Here is a 17,490-nt window from a genome sequence, read left to right as displayed (position 1 = left end):
GATCGGCCGGTTGCAAATCGACGAGCCGGACAGTTCGTCGCAGGGGGCGCGATCCCCGTGCCCACCCCCGGGGGATGCACCGACGGAACGCGCACCTAGCCCGCCGGCCGCCCCGGCACGCCGAGCGCCTCCAGCCAGGCGGGTTCCAGGGCCTGCTCCAGGGTGTCGGCAAGGCGATCCAGCTCCGCCTCGATGCGCGCCTGCTCGTCGCCACCCTCGCCCTCCAGGGCGAACCACTCCACCAGCAGGGCGCGGCGGAACGGCCCGCTGTCGAAGAGCCGGTGGAGGTAGCTGCCGAGCACGCGGCCGTCGTCGGAGCGCGCCACGAAGGGGAAGAGGCCCTCTTGGGCGCCGGTGACACCGTGGTGGATCTCGTAGCCGGTGACGGTCACCGGCGCCGGCCACTCGGCGTGGCCGTGCACCTCGGCCAGCTGCTTGGTCGCCGCCAGGCGGGTGCGCACCGGCAGCAGGCCTAGGCCCGGGGCGCTGCCGCCGCCCTCGACCCCTTCCGGGTCCTCGATGTGCTCGCCGAGCATCTGCAGCCCGCCACACAGGCCGACCACCCGGCCTCCATACCGACAGTGGCGCAGCAGCGCCTCGGCCACGCCGGATTCACGCAGCCAGGCCAGATCCGAGAAGACGTGCTTGGAGCCGGGCAGGACGATCAGATCCGCCCCGTCGAGATCCCGCGGCTGCCGGGCGAAGCGGACGTGGACCCCGGACTCCGCATCCAGGGCGTCGAGGTCGTCGTGGTTGCTCATCCGCGGATAGGCCACCGCCACCACCTGCAGGGCGCCGCCGGGGCCGCGCGGCCCGGCCATCCGGTAGGGGGCGTCCTCCTCGGGCAGGTGCAGATCGGGCACCGCCGGGACCACGCCGATCACCGGCACGCCCCCGCGCTCGGCGAGCTGCGCCGGCGCCTCGCCGAGCAACTCCGGGCTGCCCCGGAAGCGGTTAATGATCAGCGCCTCGACCCGGCGCCGGTCGGCCGCATCAAGCCACTCCAGGGTGCCGAGCAGGGAGGCGAAGACGCCGCCGCGGTCGATATCGCCCACCAGCCAGACCGGGACGTCGGCGGCCTCGGCGAAGCCCATGTTGGCGATGTCCCCCTGGCGGAGATTGGGCTCTGCCGGCGAGCCGGCGCCCTCGACCAGCACCACGTCGTAGGCGGCACGCAGGCGCTCGAAGGACTCGAGCACCGGCGGCAGCAGCGGCTGGCGGGCCTCACGGAAGGCGCGCGCCTCGAGCCGCCCGGTGACCTGGCCCTGGAGCACCACCTGGGCGGTGCGCTCGGCCTCGGGCTTGAGCAGCACCGGGTTCATGTCGGTGTGCGCCGGCACCCCGGCGGCCAGGGCCTGGAGCCACTGGCCTCGGCCGATCTCGCCGCCGTCGCGGGTGACCGCCGCGTTGTTGCTCATGTTCTGCGGCTTGAACGGCGCCACGCGGACCCCATGGCGGGCGAGCAGGCGGCAGAGACCGGCTACCAGCGCCGTCTTGCCGGCGCCGGAGCAGGTGCCCTGGAGCATGAGGGTGCGGGCACTCACCACTCGATCCCCGGCTGGGCGCGCACCCCGGCCTCGAAGGCGTGTCGCACGGCGCCTACCTCGCTGACCGTATCCGCGGCGTCGATCAGCGGCTGCGGCGCGTGACGGCCGGTAACCACCACGTGCTGTTCGTAGGGCCGCCGGGACAGGTCATCCAGGACCTCGCCCAGTTCCAGGTACTCGTAGCGCAGGACGATGCACAGCTCATCGAGCACCACCAGCGACGGCCCCTCCTCACACAGCCAGCCCCGGGCGGCGCGCCAGGCCTCGCGGGCAGCCGCCACATCCCGCTCGCGGTCGGCGGTCTCCCAGGTGAAGCCCTCGCCCATCACCTGCCAGTCGACCCCGGGCTGGTCACGGAAGAAGGCCTCCTCGCCGGTGGCCCGGCCGCCCTTGATGAACTGCATCACCCCGGCGCTGCGGCCGTGGCCCAGGGTCCGCGCCACCATGCCCAGCGCCGACGAACTCTTGCCCTTGCCCGGGCCGGTGAGCACCAACAGCACACCGCGATCCTGCTGCGCGCGGGACCGGCGCTCCTCCATGACCGCCCTCTTGCGCTCCATGCGCGCCGCGTGCCGCTGCGGATCCTTCGCGTCTTCACGCATCGCTTCGCACACCTCGTTGCTCGGGAGAAACCGCTCCCCGGGGAAGCGGCGACAGGTAGCCTACCGGCTCAGGAGCCCGGCGACGACCTCGGGCGCCGAGGGAAAATACGCGTGGAAGTAGGTCGCCGTCAGGCTGCCGACCCGGTAGACGCCCTCGGCCGGGCTGCCGCTGCGCCGCACGGTTTGCTCCGTGGGCTCCAGGGCCGTCTCCAGCCGCGAGTGGTGGAAGGTGTGGCCGCGCAGCTCGCCCTCCGGGCGGGACAGGCTCTGCAGGCCGATGCCCGTCAGCCGCCCGGCCATCTCGGCACGCCCCGCGAGGAGGCCGAGCATCGGGTGCTCGACGCCCTCGCCATCGACCAGCGACTCGGCGCAGTACATCAGACCGCCGCACTCGGCGAGGGTCGGCCGGCCCGCCGCGTGGTGCTCGCCGATGGCGGCCCGCATCCCGTCGTTGGCGGCCAGGGTGGCGGCGTACAGCTCCGGGTAGCCGCCGGGCAGCCAGAGGGCATCGCAGGGGGGCAGCGTCGCATCGCGCAGCGGCGAGAAGGGCACCACCTCGGCCCCCATCGCCTCCAGCAACTCGAGGTTGGCCCGGTAAGCAAAGGCAAAGGCGGCATCCCGGGCCACCGCGATCCGCTGCCCATGCAGCCGCCGGGGCGGAGCCGGCGGCGCCTCGCCGTGCAGGGCCACCGGGGGCGGCAGGCGGCCCAGGCCGGCCTCGGCGAGCACCGCTGAGGCCGCATCCAGGCGTGCATCCAGGTCGGCCACCTCGCCGGCCTGGACCAGTCCCAGGTGGCGATCAGGTACATGCAGGGCCTCGTCGCGGGGCACCGCCCCGAGCCATTCCACCCCCTCGGGCAGGCTGCCGGCGAGCATGCGCGCATGCCCCGGACTCCCCACCCGGTTGGCGATGGCCCCGATCACCCGCACGTCATCGCGGTGGCGGGCCAGCCCGCCGACCAGGGCCCCGAAGGTCTCGGCCATGGCCCGGGCGTCGATCACCACCGCCACCGGCAGGCCGGCCAGGGCGGCGAGATCGGCACTGGAGGGGTCGCCATCGAAGAGCCCCATGGAGCCCTCGACGAGGATCAGGTCGGCCTCGCGCGCGGCCTCGGCCAGGCGCCAGCGGCACTCGGCCTCGCCGGTCATCCACGGGTGGAGCTGGTAGACCGGCGTCCCGCTGGCCCGCTCCTGGACCATCGGATCCAGGTAATCCGGGCCGTGCTTGAACACCCGCACCCGGCGCCCGGCATTGCGGTGCAGCCGGGCGAGCGCCGCGGTGATCATCGACTTGCCCTGGCCGGAGCCCGGGGCGGCGATCAACAGAGCGGGGACCGTCATTGCCCGAAACCCTAGCGCAGGATGAGCAGCGGCGTGCTCGAGCGCATGATCATGTGGGTGGTCGTGCTGCCGACAAAGAACCGGCGCAACCGCGAGTGGCCGTAGGCGCCCATGGCCATCAGGTGGATATCCTGCTCCTTGCGGTAGTTGCACACCGTCTCGTCGATCCCGCCGGGACGGACCTCGGCGTGGACCGTGAAACCGGCCGCCTCCAGCTGCTGACGCGGGGCGAGCAACCGCTCGCGGTTGACCTCGGTATCGGCGTCAACCAGAAGCAGGTGCGCCTCGAGCCCCTGGAGCAGCGGGCTCTCGGTGATGCGATCGACCACCTTCTGGGCCGCCGGGCTGCCGTCGTAGGCGATCAGGAAGCGTTCCGGCTCGCGGAAGGCCAGCGGCGCCACCAGGATCGGCTTCTGCACCCGGCGGATGGTGCTCTCCAGGTGGCTGCCGATATGCTGCTCGACGGCATCGCCGTCCTCGCCCTGCTTGCCGAGCACCAGCAGGCGCATCTCCTCCTGCGCCTTGTCCAGCACATCGGTCACCTCGCCGTTGCGCAGCAGCCGCCCGGGGGTCTCGATGCCCTGTTCGCGGGCGCGGCTCATGGCGTCCTCGAGGATGGCGCGCGCCTGCTCGCGTGCGAGCCTGCCCCGCTGCTCCTCAAGCTGCACCATCTCGTCGAGGAGGTTTTCCCGCACCCCGAAGGTCAGGTTGCCGCTGAGATCCGCCTCGCGCTCACCGTGCGGGTTGCGATAGGCGTGCAGGAACGTCAACGGCGCCTGCAGGCGCTGTGCGGCCCAAACCGCGTGATCGCAGACGGAGGGCGACGAGCGGGATCCGTCGACGCTGGCGATGACTTTACTCATGGTCGTTGACTCCTTGCCCGGCTCAGTGACCCATCAACCGCTCGACGGCATCCGGCTCGTTGTGGACCGCGTAGCGATCGACGATGGTCGCCGTCGCCTCGTTCATGCCGACCACGTCCACCGCGACGCCTTCGCGGCGGAAGTTTATGACGACCCGATCCAGTGCGGCCACCGACGTGATGTCCCAGAAATGGGCCCGGGTTAGATCGATGGTGACGGTGTCCAGGTCCTCGCCGAAATCGAAGGACTTGCGGAAACGCTCCGCCGAGGCGAAAAAGACCTGGCCGACCACCTCGTAGCGGCGGTGCAGCGTCTGGTCGTCAGGCAGGCTCTGCACATCCGAGCGCACGTACATGAAGCGGCTTACCTTGTTGGCGAAGAACAGCGCCGCGAGCAGGACGCCGGTGAGCACGCCGATGGCCAGGTTATGCGTGAGCACCGTTACGGCCACGGTGCTGATCATGACGATGTTGGTACTCATCGGGTGCTTGGGCAGATCCCGGATCGAGGCCCAGCTGAAAGTGCCAATAGAGACCATGATCATCACCGCCACCAGCGCCGCCATCGGGATCATTTCCAGCAGCGGGGTCAGAAAGACCACGAGGATCAGCAGCACCAGGCCGGCGACCAGCGACGACAGCCGCCCCCGCCCGCCGGATTTCACATTGATCACGGACTGGCCGATCATCGCACAGCCGGCCATGCCCCCCAGGCTGCCGGCGGCGATGTTGGCAACGCCCTGCCCCTTGCACTCGCGGTCGCGGTCGGTCTCCGTATCGGTCAGATTGTCCACGATCCCCTGGGTCATCATGGACTCCAACAACCCCACCACGGTCAACGCCAGCGCATAGGGGAGGATGATCCAGAGCGTCTCCAGGTTCAGCGGGACATCCGGCCAGAGGAACACCGGCAGGGTGTCCGGCAGCTTGCCCATGTCCCCCACGGTGGGGATGTCCATGCCGAGGAACCAGGCCAGCGTGGTCAGGACGACGATGGTCACCAGCGGGGACGGCACCATCCGGGTCAGATACGGGAACAGGTAAAGGATCGCCAGACCGCCGACAACCATCGGGTAGACGGTCCACGGCACATCGATCAGCTCCGGGATCTGCGCCATAAAGATCAAGATGGCCAGAGCATTGACGAAACCGGTCATCACCGAGTTCGAGATGAAACGCATCAACTGCCCGACCCGCAGATAGCCGGCGATGATCTGCAGCACGCCGGTCAACAGGGTCGCCGCCAGCAGATACTCCAGCCCGTGCTCCTTGACCAGGGTGACCATCAGCAGCGCCATCGCCGCGGTGGCCGCCGAGATCATCCCCGGCCGCCCGCCGGTGAAGGCGATCACGACCGCGATGCAGAAGGAGGCGTAGAGGCCGACCTGCGGGTCCACACCGGCGATGATGGAGAAGGCGATGGCCTCGGGGATCAGGGCCAGTGCCACCACGATGCCGGCGAGCACGTCGCCCCGGATGTTGCCGAACCACTCCCGCTTGAGCCTGCTCCAGTCCATTCCGTTCCCCAAGTCACCAGACCATTACGCCCCCTTTCGGACCGCTCCAGGACCGAGGGCTCGTACGCAATACGAAACCGCGATGGTGCGCTCACGGGCCGGGCCCGGAGCCTGGATGCCGCGAATCACCAGCAGACCCGGAAGGGCCCGCCACCAAGGAGGGCGCTGTTCGTGCCAATCGCGAAAGGGCGAGGATCCTACCAGCCCTGGGGGGGCGAATGACAGACGGAGACCTCCGCGAAGCGCACCGCACCCTCGCCGGCGGGCACACGGATTGACGGCACATGCCCTGCGGCCGGATACTTACCGGCAATTTGCCGGCGATCCGTCCAACCGGTGGCAACACGGAGCGGGAGGCAAGCGTGAACCGCGTGATCTTTAATCAGAAAGGCGGGGTGGGCAAATCCACCATCACCTGCAACCTGGCCGCCATCAGCGCCGCCTCCGGGTTGCGGACGCTGGTGGTCGACTCCGACCCGCAGGGCAACTCCTCGCAGTATCTGCTCGGCGCCGATGCCGACGCGTGCGAGTCCACCATCGCCGACTTCTACGCCTCGACCCTGGGTTTCCGTCTCGGCCCCCGCAAGCCGGCGGATCTCGATCAGTTCATCACCGAGACCCCGTTCGAGAACCTCTCGATCCTGCCGGCCAACCGGGAGTTGGAGGCGCTGCAGAACAAGCTGGAGGCGCGCTACAAGATCTACAAGCTGCGCGACGCCCTCTCCAGCCTGCAGACCCCATTCGACGCCATCTACATCGATACCCCGCCGGCACTGAATTTCTTCAGCCGCTCGGCGCTGATCGCCGCGCAACGCTGCCTGATCCCCTTCGACTGCGACGACTTCTCCCGCCGTGCGCTCTACGAGCTCGTCGAGCACCTGGAAGAGATCCGCGAGGATCACAACGAGGCGCTGCGGGTCGAGGGCATCGTGGTCAACCAGTTCCAGCCCAGCGCCAATCTGCCACGGCAGCTGGTCGAGGAACTGATCAACGAGGAACTGCCCATCCTCGCCCCCCACCTGAACACCTCGGTCAAGGTCCGCGAATCGCACCAGAACGCCCAGCCGCTGATTCACTGGGCGCCGAGGCACAAGCTCACCGGACAGTTCCGCGAACTCTACGAGAACCTCAACGGCGCGACGGTGGCCTGCTAGGGCGCGCCCGGCTACCCGTCCGTCCCGCGGCGGGCCAGAATCCGGTCGAGTTGGTTGGCGAAGGCCTGGCGGTCACGCTGGCTCAGCGCCGCCGCCCCACCGGTCTCCACCCCGCTGGCGCGCATAGTATCCATGAAATCACGCATATTCAGGCGCTCCCGGATGGTGGCGGGCGTGTAGAGCTCGCCACGGGGGTTGAGCGCCTGGGCGCCGGCGTCGATCACCTCGGCGGCCAGCGGGATATCGCCGGTGATGACCAGATCCCCCGCTGCCACCTGGCGGACGATCTCATGATCGGCGACGTCAAAGCCGGGCGCCACCTGGACGGCGCGGATATGCTTGCACGGCGGCACCCGGATCGGGTGGTTGGCCACCAGCGTCAACGGCACTCCCGTGCGCTGGGCGGCGCGAAAGAGGATCTCCTTGATCGCGCCCGGGCAGGCATCCGCATCGACCCAGATCTTCACAGTGTCCTCCAGGCAGGTTCCGTATCGGTCTCAGGAGGCGGCCGGCCATCGAGCCTGTAGCCACCGCGCCACTCCAGCGTAACCGATCGCCACCGCCGCCAGGCAGAGGACCGTGGTGGCTAGCACATTGGCGCCGGCAAGAGCGGGCGCCCGCTCGAGGAGGGTCAGCGTCTCCAGGTTGAAGATGGAGAACGTGGTGAACCCGCCGCAGAAGCCGTTCACGGCGAACTGCCGCCAGTGGGTGGGCAGCGTCCGCTCCGCCGGATCCGCCGCCGCCCAGGCCGCCACGGCACCGATGAGCAGCGAGCCGAGGGTGTTCACCAGCAGGGTCCCCCCAGGGAAGGCCACCCAGCCGGCCACGTGCATCAACCGGTCCACGCCGTAACGGCTCAGCCCGCCGAGGGCGCTGCCGGCGGCGACCCAGAGGGTGATCCTCATGAGCCGCCTCCGGCGATCCACGCCCCCGCCTGCAACCCGATCCAGGCGCCCGCCAGGGTCAGCGCCAGGGTGGCGGCGATGTTCCCCACGGCCCGGACTCCGCTACCCGTCCGGGCGAGGGTGTAGGTCTGCAGGGCGAAGGAGGAGACCGTGGTGTAGCTGCCGCAGAAGCCGATCAGCAGCAGCCTCTCCAGCGTGGCGAATCCGCCGGCCGTGGCGGCGAGCACAGCGGCCAGCACCCCGGCAAGCAGCGCCCCGGTGACGTTGACCACCAGCGTCCCCCAGGGGAAGGCCTCGCCCAGGCGCCGGTTGACGGCCGCCGCCACCCAGAAACGGCCCACCCCGCCGAGGGCACTGCCCACGGCCACCGCCAGCGCACCGGCCATACCCGCCGAGGATGCCATGGCTCAGGCCGCCCTCAGGGTGCGAATCCCGTACTGGCGGATCCGCTCAAGAGCTGGGACTTGGCCTCATGAATGTTGACCTGTTTCATCGCACACCGGTATTCGCTAAGTCGGACTAGGCTATACGCCGCGGCCAGGGCCGGACAACGCCGCTGCGCCCTGGCGGCCCGGTCAGCGGCGCACGCTCAGCCGCCCTCCGTCGGCCAGTTCCCGGGGCGGGTGCACCACTACCTCGGCGCCGGCCTCCAAGCCCGAGTGGACCCGGGTCAGACGGGCACCGCGTTCGCCGATAGTCACCGGCTGCAGCCGCGCCCGCCCCTGCTCGACCACGAAGACCGCCCAGCCGTCGTCGTGGCGGAACAGGGCGCTGGTCGGCACCCGCAGCACGTCCTCCGCCGACCAGAGCACGAAGACCGCGTTGACCCGGTAGCCATCGCCAAGGCGCGCCCACGCCTGCCGGGGCGAGGCGAGATCGGCGATGACCCGCACCCGCCGCTCCTCCACGCCGAGGGCGGTAATGTACTCGAAACCGTAGGGCTCCACCCGGCGGACCACGGCCTCCAGGGGCTCGGCCTCGCCCCAGCGTTCCAGGCGCACCAGCATCCCGGGGGCGATGCGCACCGCATCCGCCGAGCGCACCTCGACCTCCACCTCCAGCCGGGCGAGATCGGCCAGTTCCAGGATCGGATCACCGGGCTGCACCACCCGGGCGCTCTCGAAGTGGCGCTGGAGGATCACGCCGTCGATGGGGGCACGCAGACGGATCGGCTCGGCAGCGCCGGCGTCCAGGGCCTCCTCCCCCTCCCAGCGCAGGACCGCCTGGGCCTGATCCCGCTGGGCCTCGGCGCTGGCCACCCGGAACTGCGCCGAGCGCCAGGCCGCCTGGGTCTGCCGGCGCTCGGCGTCGGCCCGCTCCACGCTCCGCTCCGAGACCGCCCCCTCCTCGCCCAGGGCCGCCAGACGGCGGTACTCATCGGCCGCCGATTCCGCCGTCGCCCGAGCCGCCTCGGCCTCCTCGCGGGCCGCCTCCAGCGCCGAGCGCGCCGCCTCCAGCTGGGCCCGGGCCTGCTCCCGGGCCCGGGCGTCGAGCACCGGGACGGCCATCGGGTCGAGGGTGGCGAGGACCTGCCCGGCCTCCACCCGATCCCCGGGCTCGGGAGTGACCCGCCGGGCCTGGGCCGTTGCCGGGGCGGAGAGGAGATAGCGATCGGCCACGCGGGTCTTGCCCTCCTCCTCCAGGGTGACCTCCAGGGCGCCGCGGCTGACCGCCTCGGTGTCCACGAGGATCGGCGCCGGCCGCAGCACCAGAATAAGCAGGCCGATGACCGCGACCCCGGCCAGGGTCCATGCGATGACCGATTTCCAGCGTGGCTGCATCCCTACTCCCTCGATTTCAGGGCCTCGACCATGTCCAGCCGGTCCAGCCGGCGCCGCACCACCCAGGCCGAGAGAGCGGCGACGCCAAGCAGGACCAGGGTGGCCAGCGCCATGCCAGCCGCCGACGGGATCATGGGGACCCGGTAGAGCTCCGACTCCGCCGCCTGGACGATGATGGCGTAGAGGTGGTGGCCGATCACGAACCCGATGGACAGGGCGGCGGCGATCAGCACCGCCTGCTCGCCGAGGAGCAGATAGGCGATCTCGCGCCGGGTGAAGCCGAGCACCCGCAGGCTGGCCAGCTCGCGCCCGCGCTCGGCCAGTGCGATCCGGGCGTTGTTGTAGACGACCCCGAAGGCGATGGCACCGGCGAGCAGCGTGGTCATCGCCGCGGTGGCCATCATCGTGCCGGCCACGTTCTCCTCGAAGTTGCGCATGGCGGCATCGGCCTCGGTGGCCCCGGCCACCCGCGGGCGGCGGTCGAGCTCGCGCAGCAGGGGGCCGCGCTCCTGCCCGGCAAGACCCAGCCAGGCCCCGGAGATCGCCTCGCCCTCGCCGAGGAGCCGATTGAGTGCGTCCAGCTCCATGTAGACCGACACCCCCAGGTACTCGGCGATCACCCCGCTGACCGGGACCTCCAGCGTCTGCTGCCGCCCCTCGAGCACGCGGATCTCCAGCGTATCCCCGGGCCCGACCTGCAGCTGTTCGGCCAGGTAATCCGTCAGCAGCACCCCCTCCCCCGGCAGCGGCACCGTACGCAGGTCGGTATCGAGCAGCCGCCGCAGGTCCGCATCCGGCTCCAGGCCCAGCACCGCCATGCGGTGGCTGCGGTGTCCGAAGGCGACCTCCGCCGCCACCTGGCGAAACGGCTCGGCGCGATCGACACCGGGCAACCCGGCAAGCTCGTGGATCACCTTGCGCGAGGTCGGCTCGTAGAAGGAGACCGTCACGTCATCGCGCTGAACCAGGTTGAACTGGACGTCGATCATGGTGTTGAGCGCGTTGCGCTGATACGGGCCGATCATCAGGATCGCCACGGCCAGGGCGATCCCCACGGTGGCCAGCCCGGCGCGCAGGGGACGGCGCTCGAGACCGCGCAGGATCATCCGCGTCGGCTGGCTGAACCAGCGCTGCAGCCCAAGGCGCTCGATCAGTGTAGGCTGATAGGTCGGCGGCGGCTCCGGGCGCATCGCCTCGGCCGGCGGCAGGCGGGCGGCACGGCGGACCGCCAGCCACGTCCCGAGCAGCGCCGAGAGCGTGGTCACCGCCGCGGCGATGGCGACCACCGGCGGCTGGAGCCGAAACCCGAGGAAGGGGAAGCGGAAGAAGCCGGCGTAGATCTCGGCCAGCTGCACCCCCAGCCAGTACCCCGCGGCCACGCCGGCGAGCACCCCGAGCACGACGATGAGCAGCACCAGCCGGACGTAGTGCCCGGCGATGGCCAGCCGCGAGTAGCCGAAGGCCTTCAGGGCGCCGATGATCTCGCGCTGCGTGGCCACCAAGCGGCTGACCACCACATTGAGCAGGAAGGCGGCCACACCGAGGAAGATCGCCGGGATCACGTAGGCCAGGTTGGCCAGCTGGGTCAGCTCGTCCTCGAGCAGAGCGTGGGAGAGCTGATCCCCCCGGTCGTGGGCGCCGCGCCCGCCCCAGGGCTCCAGTAGGCGGTCCACGGCCTCGATGACGTCACCGGGCCGGGCGCCGTGCTGCAGGGTGAGAAGCAGGTCGTTGAAGGCCCCGTCCATGTCGTAGGCCGCGGCCAGGGCCCGGCGATTCATCCACAGGATGCCGTAGCGCTCGTAGTCGGGGAGGATCTCGCCCGGGCGGATCTGGTAGATGAACTCCGGCGATACCGCCACGCCGACCACCTCCAGGCGCTGGTAGCGGCCGCGGATGATCGCCGCCAGATCATCGCCGGGACGCAGCCCATGGGCCTCGGCGAAGGCGTCACTGACCACCACCTCGGCCTCGCGGTCCGGCTCCGGCAGCCGCCCCTGGCGCAGGTGGAGGCGGTTCATGTCCGGCTGCCGACCCTCGGGCAGCGAGAGGATGCGCCCGGTCACCGGGTTGTCGTAGCCGGGGACGTCCAGGTTGGCCGCGGTGACCACGCGGTCCTCCACGCGCTGGACGCCGTCGATCCGTTCGATCTCCGTCACCAGGCCCCGGGGGGCCCGCTCGGCGCTAGCGAAGAGATCGGCGAAGCGGTACTCCTGGTAGAAGGCGTCGCGGGTCTCGGTCAGGGCAAAGAGCGCGGTGAGGAACATCATCAGCGTCGCCACGCCGCCGGCGATGACCACGGCGATGGCGATCACCTGCCCGCGCAGGGTCACCAGCTCGCGCAGCAGCTTGCGGGTGAGCGCGCTCACCAGACCAGCTCCGCCGCCCGGCGCCGCTGGTCATTGATGTGCACCGAGTCGATCAGCCCGTCCTTGAAGTCCACTACCCGGTGGGCCATGGAGGCGATGTCCGCGTTGTGGGTGATCAGCGCGGTGGTAGTGCCCAGCTCCGCATTGATGCGCTCGAGGACCTCGAGCACCGCCACCCCGGTCTTCGAGTCCAGGGCGCCGGTGGGCTCGTCGCAGAGCAGGACCTGGGGGCGCTTGGCCACGGCGCGGGCGATGGCCACCCGCTGCTGCTCGCCGCCGGAGAGCTGCGAGGGGAAGTGGTCCAGTCGGCTGCCCAGCCCGACCAGCGCCAGCGCCTCCTCGGGGGGCATGGGGTCGCGGGCGATCTCGGTGACGATGGCCACGTTCTCGCGGGCGGTCAGACTGGGGATCAGGTTGTAGAACTGGAAGACGAAGCCGACGAAGTGGCGGCGAAAGGCGGTCAGCTCCGCCTCCCCGGCCCGGGTGAGATCGCGCCCCTGGACGATGACACGACCGCTGGTGGGCGTATCGAGCCCGCCGAGGATGTTGAGTAGGGTCGACTTGCCACTGCCCGAGGGCCCGAGCAGCACCACCAGCTCCCCGGCGTAGAGGACCAGGTCCACCCCGCGCAGGGCGTGCACGGCCACCTCGCCCATGCGATAGACCTTGGTGATGCCCTCGGCGCGGAAGACTTCCTGGGCGGGCAACGGGGCGCCTCACGATGACCGGGCAGCGGTTCCCCCTATTCTAGGCGGTCCGCGGCGGCCACGGCCGATGCCCGGGGCATGGCCCCCCGTGGCGCTCAGTCGCCGCGCCGGCGCCGATCCGCCCGAAGCCGGGCGGCGGCGAGGCTGGAGAGCAACGGGATGGCGCCGAGGGCCACCAGCGAGGCGATCATCCCGGTGCTCATCAGCTCCGCCGGGGTGTGGACCGCCTCCAGCTGCGCGCCGGCATTGGTGAGGATGGCCACGCCCGGGAACATCCCCAGCAGGCTGACCCAGAAGTAGGTCCGCGCCGGCATCCGCGTCAGCGCGAAGAGCGCGTTGATCAGGAAGGTAGGAAACGGCTCGGCGATGCGCAGCAAAAACAGCGCGCTCGGACCGTGGTCGGCACAGTGGCGGTCGACGCGCCGCAGCGCTTCCGGGAATCGGCGGCGTACCGCGTCGTGGAGGGCGTAGCGGGTGAGCAGGAAGATCGCCAGCGCGCCGGTGCTCACCGCCACCAGGACCAGCGCCAGACCGGCCCAGAAGCCGAACATCACCCCACCGGCGACGGTCAGCACCCCGCTTCCGGGGACTGAGACCACCGAGAAGAGAAAGCGCAGCGACAGGAAGACGAGCGCCGCCTGCACCGGCTGCGACTCGGCCACCTGCCGCAGCTGTTGCAGCTGGCCGTGCACCCACGCCCACTCCGGCGCGCTGCCGGCCAGCAAGGCGCCGAGCAGGGTCAGCACCAGGGCCGCGAGCGCGGCGCGGGCACCGAGGGTCGTCCAGCTGAGAGTGGCTCCGCTCACGTCGTTTCCGGTGGCCGATGGAGATAGAGCGCGGTGCGGTCGAAGGTCGGCATCCCGTGCCGGCAGCTCCCGGCCGCCTTCTCGCCGTCCGGCGCAGCCCCGTACTGGCCCTCCAGCCCGGGCCGCGGCAGGCGAAAGAGGATACGGGCCGGCGCACGCTGGCGGCGGATGTTGGCAAGGATCGACGTCCGCGGGCAAGCCTGCAGGGCGATCAGCGCCACATCCACCTCGGGCAGGGCGTCGGCCGCCGCATCGGCACAGAGGACCCGGACGCGCCCCGGTCCCTCACCGAGGAGGCCCAGGTGCGCCACCACCGACTGTGCCCCGGCCACGGCGGCGGCGGAGTGATCCACGGCGATCACCCGAGCCCCGCCCAGACGCGCGGCCAGCACCGCAGTGAACGGCAGCGCCCCGCAGCCTACATGCAGCAGCCGCTCGCCGGGCACGACCCCGGCCAGGCGCAGCTCCCGGGCCACCAGCCGGCGGTACGGCCAGGCGTAGAGGTGGAAGAGGAGCGGCCAGCGCGCGCTCCAGCGCTCCAGGGCGGCGACGCCGGGGGCGATCAGCCGCACGGCACGCCGCCTGCGGGCACGAAGACGCGGGCCCCGTCGGCCTCGGCGGCGACCAGCCGCTGGCCGTACAGCGCCTCCAGCGCCTCGGTGACGAGCATCACCTCGGCGGGCCCCCAGCAGGCATCGCCGTTGGGGTAGAGCAGCAGGATGTGGGTACACCAGCGCGCCGCCAGGTTGATGTCGTGCAGGCAGAGGAAGACACCGCGCCCTTCCCGCGCCTGGCCGGCCAGCAGATCCATGACGGCCACCTGATGGCGCAGGTCCAGGTGGTTGGTGGGCTCGTCGGCCAGCCAGACCGCCGGGTCCTGGGCCAGCACGGTAGCCATCGCCAGGCGCTGACGCTCGCCGCCGGAGAGGGTGCTGACCAGCCGCTCCTCGAGCCCGCCGAGCTCCAGCCGCTCCAGCGCCTGCCGGGCGCAGGCCAGATCCTCGGCGGTCTCCAGATCCCACGGCGTCAGGTAGGGGTGGCGACCGATGAGCGCGGTCTCCAGCACCGAGGCCGGGAAGCCGTCGTGGCGCTCCTGGAAGACCACCCCCAGGCGCCGGGCCAGCGCCTTGCGCCGCCAGCGGCGCAGGCTGGCGCCGTCGAGCTCGACCGCACCGGCACGGGGCGCGCGCAGCCCGGCCAGGGTGTGCAGCAGCGTCGTCTTGCCCGCGCCGTTGGGCCCGAGCACGCCCCAGATCTCCCCGGGCTCGATGGTGAGGTTGAGCGGATAGCCATCGGGCCGCTCGGGGATGTCGATGATCAGATCCTGGGCCTGGAGCATGCTTCCCCCCTAACGACTGCGGTGCAGCAGGTAGAGGAACAGCGGCACGCCGAGCATCGCCGTGATCACGCCCACCGGAAGCTGCTCCGGGGCGATGAGCGTGCGCGCGAAGACATCGGCCAGCGCCAGCAGCGCCCCGCCGGCCAGCGCCGCGGCGGGCAGGATCAGCCGCTGGTCGTTGCCCAGCACCAGGCGCAGCATGTGCGGGACCACCAGCCCGACGAAGCCGATGCTCCCGGCAGTGGTCACGGCGACGGCAGTGAGCACGCTGGCCGCCACATAGACCGCCCACTCCAATGGCCGCACGGCGACGCCGAGCGCCGCCGCCTGCAGAGGCCCGCGGGCGAGGACGTTGAGGCTGCGCCCGAGCGGCAGCGCCACCAACACGGCCACGGCCAGGGCGGCCAAGGCGAGCCACGGGCTGCGGGCGTAGGCCAGATCGCCCATGAGCCAGTAGAGCATGCCGGGCAGCTGCTCGGTGGGCCCGACGGCGAGCATGAAGGTGACAAGCGCCCCCCAGCCGGAGGCCACCACCACGCCGGTGAGCAGCAGCCGGGTCGGCGTCCAGCTGCCGGTGCCGTGGGCCAGGCCGAAGACCAGCAGGGTCGAGAAGAGCGCCCCGACGAAGGCCGCCCCGGAGACCAGGGCCATGCCCAGCCCGAGGAGCATCGCCGCCAGGGCGCCCACGGCGGCCCCGCCAGAGAGCCCGAGCACGTAGGGATCGGCCAGCGGGTTGCGCAGCAGCACCTGCATCAGCGCCCCAGCCACGGCCAGCAGCCCGCCGACGGCGAAAGCGGCCAGGGCTCGCGGCAGGCGCAGCTCCAGGACCAGGGTCTGGTGCAGCGGCTCGCCGCTGCCGGCCAGGACCGCGAGGACTTCGCCCGGGGTCAGGGGCACGCTGCCGATGGCCACCGCCGTGGCCACCGCCAGCAGTGCTGCCAGCGCCAGCACGCCCAGGGGCAAAAGGAAGCGCACCGGCGATCCAACCCCACTCGACTGGGCCAGCGCCCCGCCCTCCTCGCTCACGGCGCCGGAGCGGCCCCGCTGATCGGCTGTGCGCCCAATCCCCATCAGCGATTGCGCCGGGCCTGCTCGAGCTTGTCACACAGCGCCCGCGTCCCCTCGAGGATGCGCGGCGTCGGGCGCTGGATCGTCGAGGGCTGGACGAAGAAGAGGTTGTCCCTGGCGGTGGCCTCCAGGACGTCGTAGCGCCGCCACTCGTCCAGCCAGGCGTCGTCGGCCTCGCCCATCCCGCCGGCGACAATCGCCTCCGGGTCGGCCTCGAGGACGGACTCGGTATCCAGCCGCGGGGTCAGGCTGCCGAGATCGCCGAAGACGTTCTCGCCGCCGCAGATGCGGATCGACTCACTGATGATCTGCTCGTCGTTGATGGTCATCACCGGGTCCGGCCAGATCTGGTAAAAGACGCGCACCGGGTCGCGGCCGGCGTACTCGGCCTCGAGTTCCGTCACCGCGTCACGGAAACGGGCCGCCTCGGCCTCCGCGGTCTCCTCGCTGCCGGCCAGGGCCCCGAGCCGTTCCAGGGAGGTGGCGATCTCCTCAAGCTGCCGGGGATCGCTGCGGTAGAGCGGCACGCCCAGCGACTCGATGCGTTCGAGCTGGCTGCTGGAGTTGCCGCTGGTCCAGCCGATGACCAGATCCGGCTCATGGGCGAGGATCGACTCCATATCGAGCCGGTCGTAGCTGCCCACCCGAGGCAGATCGGCGGCCTCCTCCGGGTAGTCGGCGTGGCTGACCGCAGCCACCACATGATCGCCGGCGCCGGCGGCGAAGAGCAGCTCCGTCGCCCCAGGCGACAGCGCCACAACCCGCTGCGCCGGGGCCTCCAGGCAGACCTCTTGGCCGGTGTCGTCCTCCACACAGCGCTCGCCGGCGTGAACCGGCGCCCACGCCGCCAGCGACACCAAGGCGCCGAAAGAGCCGGCTGCCATCACGTGCGTCCACCTTGCCGCCGCGCCCACCATCGACACTTTACGCGGTCTCATCCGCCGCCCGCTGACCGGCCGGGCGCCAGAGCACCTCGCCGCCGTTCTCATAGCGGGAGAGGACCCGGGCAACCACGAAGAGCAGATCAGAGAGGCGGTTGAGGTAAGCCATCGACTCCGGCCGCACCGCCTCATGGTGACTGACCGCCACCACCTTGCGTTCCGCGCGCCGGCACACCGCCCGGGCGACGTGGCAATCCGCCGTGGCCCGGCCGCCACCGGGGAGGATGAACTCCTTGAGATACGGCAGCGAGTCGTTGAAGTAGGCCAACGCCGCATCCAGGCGGTCCACGGCGGCATCCGGGAACGCCTTGTGGCCGGGCACCGAAAGCTCGGCGCCCAGATCGAAGAGTTCATGCTGGACCTGTGCCAGGACGGGCGCCACGTCCTCGGGCAGTTCATGGGCCAGCAGACGCCCCAGGAAGCTGTTGAGCTCATCCACCTCGCCGACGGCCTCGACGCGGTGGCTGTCCTTGTCCACCCGCGACCCGTCACCGAGGCCCGTGCGGCCCTCATCACCGGTGCAGGTGGCGATCTTGGAAAGTCGGTTTCCCATG

Annotated in this window: 18 protein-coding genes; 1 reads left to right on the top strand and 17 read right to left on the bottom strand. The window is 71.1% G+C overall.

Annotated features, from left to right (window positions below):
* Positions 1 to 95: 95 nt before the first annotated feature.
* From LRF89_RS04390 to LRF89_RS04370, 5 genes are read right to left on the bottom strand one after another with little or no spacing between them, the layout of a single operon-like run.
* A complete protein-coding gene (locus LRF89_RS04390; RefSeq protein WP_430654668.1) occupies positions 96 to 1,544 on the bottom strand; it encodes a cobyric acid synthase in 1,449 nt (482 codons plus the stop codon).
* Positions 1,541 to 2,149, bottom strand: coding sequence for a cob(I)yrinic acid a,c-diamide adenosyltransferase (cobO, locus tag LRF89_RS04385; protein WP_201171838.1), 609 nt, complete (start codon positions 2,147 to 2,149; stop codon positions 1,541 to 1,543). Before cobO ends, LRF89_RS04390 begins: the two co-directional genes overlap by 4 nt.
* A 60-nt stretch (positions 2,150 to 2,209) precedes the next feature.
* The gene (locus LRF89_RS04380) at positions 2,210 to 3,490 is read right to left on the bottom strand and encodes a cobyrinate a,c-diamide synthase (protein WP_238636655.1); all 1,281 of its coding nucleotides are present in this window, start codon (positions 3,488 to 3,490) and stop codon (positions 2,210 to 2,212) included.
* A gap of 11 nt (positions 3,491 to 3,501) precedes the next feature.
* Positions 3,502 to 4,353 carry a universal stress protein gene (locus LRF89_RS04375; protein WP_238636654.1) on the bottom strand — a complete coding sequence of 284 codons (852 nt, stop codon included), beginning with the start codon at positions 4,351 to 4,353 and terminating at the stop codon, positions 3,502 to 3,504.
* Positions 4,354 to 4,375: 22 nt separating this feature from the next.
* Complete coding sequence (locus LRF89_RS04370) at positions 4,376 to 5,869, bottom strand: SulP family inorganic anion transporter (RefSeq protein ID WP_201242935.1); 1,494 nt, start codon at positions 5,867 to 5,869, stop codon at positions 4,376 to 4,378.
* A 362-nt stretch (positions 5,870 to 6,231) separates the two neighbouring features.
* Between LRF89_RS04370 and LRF89_RS04365 the strand changes: the two genes are divergently transcribed.
* Positions 6,232 to 7,023, top strand: coding sequence for an AAA family ATPase (locus LRF89_RS04365; protein WP_201171842.1), 792 nt, complete (start codon positions 6,232 to 6,234; stop codon positions 7,021 to 7,023).
* Positions 7,024 to 7,034: 11 nt separating this feature from the next.
* On the opposite strand, the gene LRF89_RS04360 is transcribed toward LRF89_RS04365, so the two are convergent.
* The 12 genes from LRF89_RS04360 to LRF89_RS04305 form a co-directional block, all read right to left on the bottom strand.
* Entirely contained in the window at positions 7,035 to 7,490 is a 456-nt protein-coding gene (locus LRF89_RS04360) for a YaiI/YqxD family protein (protein ID WP_238635550.1), read from the bottom strand.
* A gap of 30 nt (positions 7,491 to 7,520) precedes the next feature.
* Complete coding sequence (locus tag LRF89_RS04355) at positions 7,521 to 7,928, bottom strand: fluoride efflux transporter FluC (protein WP_201242937.1); 408 nt, start codon at positions 7,926 to 7,928, stop codon at positions 7,521 to 7,523.
* Positions 7,925 to 8,332 (bottom strand): CrcB family protein, encoded by a 408-nt coding sequence (locus LRF89_RS04350; RefSeq protein WP_238636653.1) that lies wholly within the window; start codon positions 8,330 to 8,332, stop codon positions 7,925 to 7,927. The genes LRF89_RS04355 and LRF89_RS04350 overlap by 4 nt, the downstream gene beginning before the upstream one ends.
* Positions 8,333 to 8,503: 171 nt before the next feature.
* Positions 8,504 to 9,709 (bottom strand): efflux RND transporter periplasmic adaptor subunit, encoded by a 1,206-nt coding sequence (locus LRF89_RS04345; RefSeq protein ID WP_238636652.1) that lies wholly within the window; start codon positions 9,707 to 9,709, stop codon positions 8,504 to 8,506.
* A gap of 2 nt (positions 9,710 to 9,711) precedes the next feature.
* The gene (locus LRF89_RS04340; protein WP_238636651.1) at positions 9,712 to 12,075 is read right to left on the bottom strand and encodes an ABC transporter permease; all 2,364 of its coding nucleotides are present in this window, start codon (positions 12,073 to 12,075) and stop codon (positions 9,712 to 9,714) included.
* On the bottom strand, positions 12,072 to 12,731 hold the full coding sequence (locus tag LRF89_RS04335) for an ABC transporter ATP-binding protein (RefSeq protein ID WP_370641494.1): 660 nt from the start codon (positions 12,729 to 12,731) through the stop codon (positions 12,072 to 12,074). The genes LRF89_RS04340 and LRF89_RS04335 overlap by 4 nt, the downstream gene beginning before the upstream one ends.
* A 146-nt stretch (positions 12,732 to 12,877) precedes the next feature.
* Positions 12,878 to 13,588, bottom strand: coding sequence for a TVP38/TMEM64 family protein (locus LRF89_RS04330; RefSeq protein WP_238636650.1), 711 nt, complete (start codon positions 13,586 to 13,588; stop codon positions 12,878 to 12,880).
* Positions 13,585 to 14,160, bottom strand: coding sequence for a methyltransferase domain-containing protein (locus LRF89_RS04325; RefSeq protein ID WP_238636649.1), 576 nt, complete (start codon positions 14,158 to 14,160; stop codon positions 13,585 to 13,587). Before LRF89_RS04325 ends, LRF89_RS04330 begins: the two co-directional genes overlap by 4 nt.
* Positions 14,151 to 14,927 carry an ABC transporter ATP-binding protein gene (locus tag LRF89_RS04320; protein WP_238636648.1) on the bottom strand — a complete coding sequence of 259 codons (777 nt, stop codon included), beginning with the start codon at positions 14,925 to 14,927 and terminating at the stop codon, positions 14,151 to 14,153. Before LRF89_RS04320 ends, LRF89_RS04325 begins: the two co-directional genes overlap by 10 nt.
* Positions 14,928 to 14,936: 9 nt before the next feature.
* Positions 14,937 to 15,998: a FecCD family ABC transporter permease gene (locus LRF89_RS04315; protein ID WP_238636647.1), complete on the bottom strand. Its 1,062-nt coding sequence runs from the start codon at positions 15,996 to 15,998 to the stop codon at positions 14,937 to 14,939.
* On the bottom strand, positions 15,998 to 16,879 hold the full coding sequence (locus LRF89_RS04310) for a cobalamin-binding protein (protein WP_238636646.1): 882 nt from the start codon (positions 16,877 to 16,879) through the stop codon (positions 15,998 to 16,000). Before LRF89_RS04310 ends, LRF89_RS04315 begins: the two co-directional genes overlap by 1 nt.
* A gap of 40 nt (positions 16,880 to 16,919) precedes the next feature.
* Complete coding sequence (locus LRF89_RS04305) at positions 16,920 to 17,489, bottom strand: cob(I)yrinic acid a,c-diamide adenosyltransferase (protein WP_238636645.1); 570 nt, start codon at positions 17,487 to 17,489, stop codon at positions 16,920 to 16,922.
* Between the last annotated feature and the right edge of the window lies 1 nt (position 17,490).

Origin of the sequence: Halorhodospira sp. 9621 (assembly GCF_022228055.1) — a bacterium.
GTDB classification, from domain to species: domain Bacteria; phylum Pseudomonadota; class Gammaproteobacteria; order Nitrococcales; family Halorhodospiraceae; genus Halorhodospira; species Halorhodospira halophila_A.
This window is presented reverse-complemented; position numbering and strand designations above follow the sequence as displayed.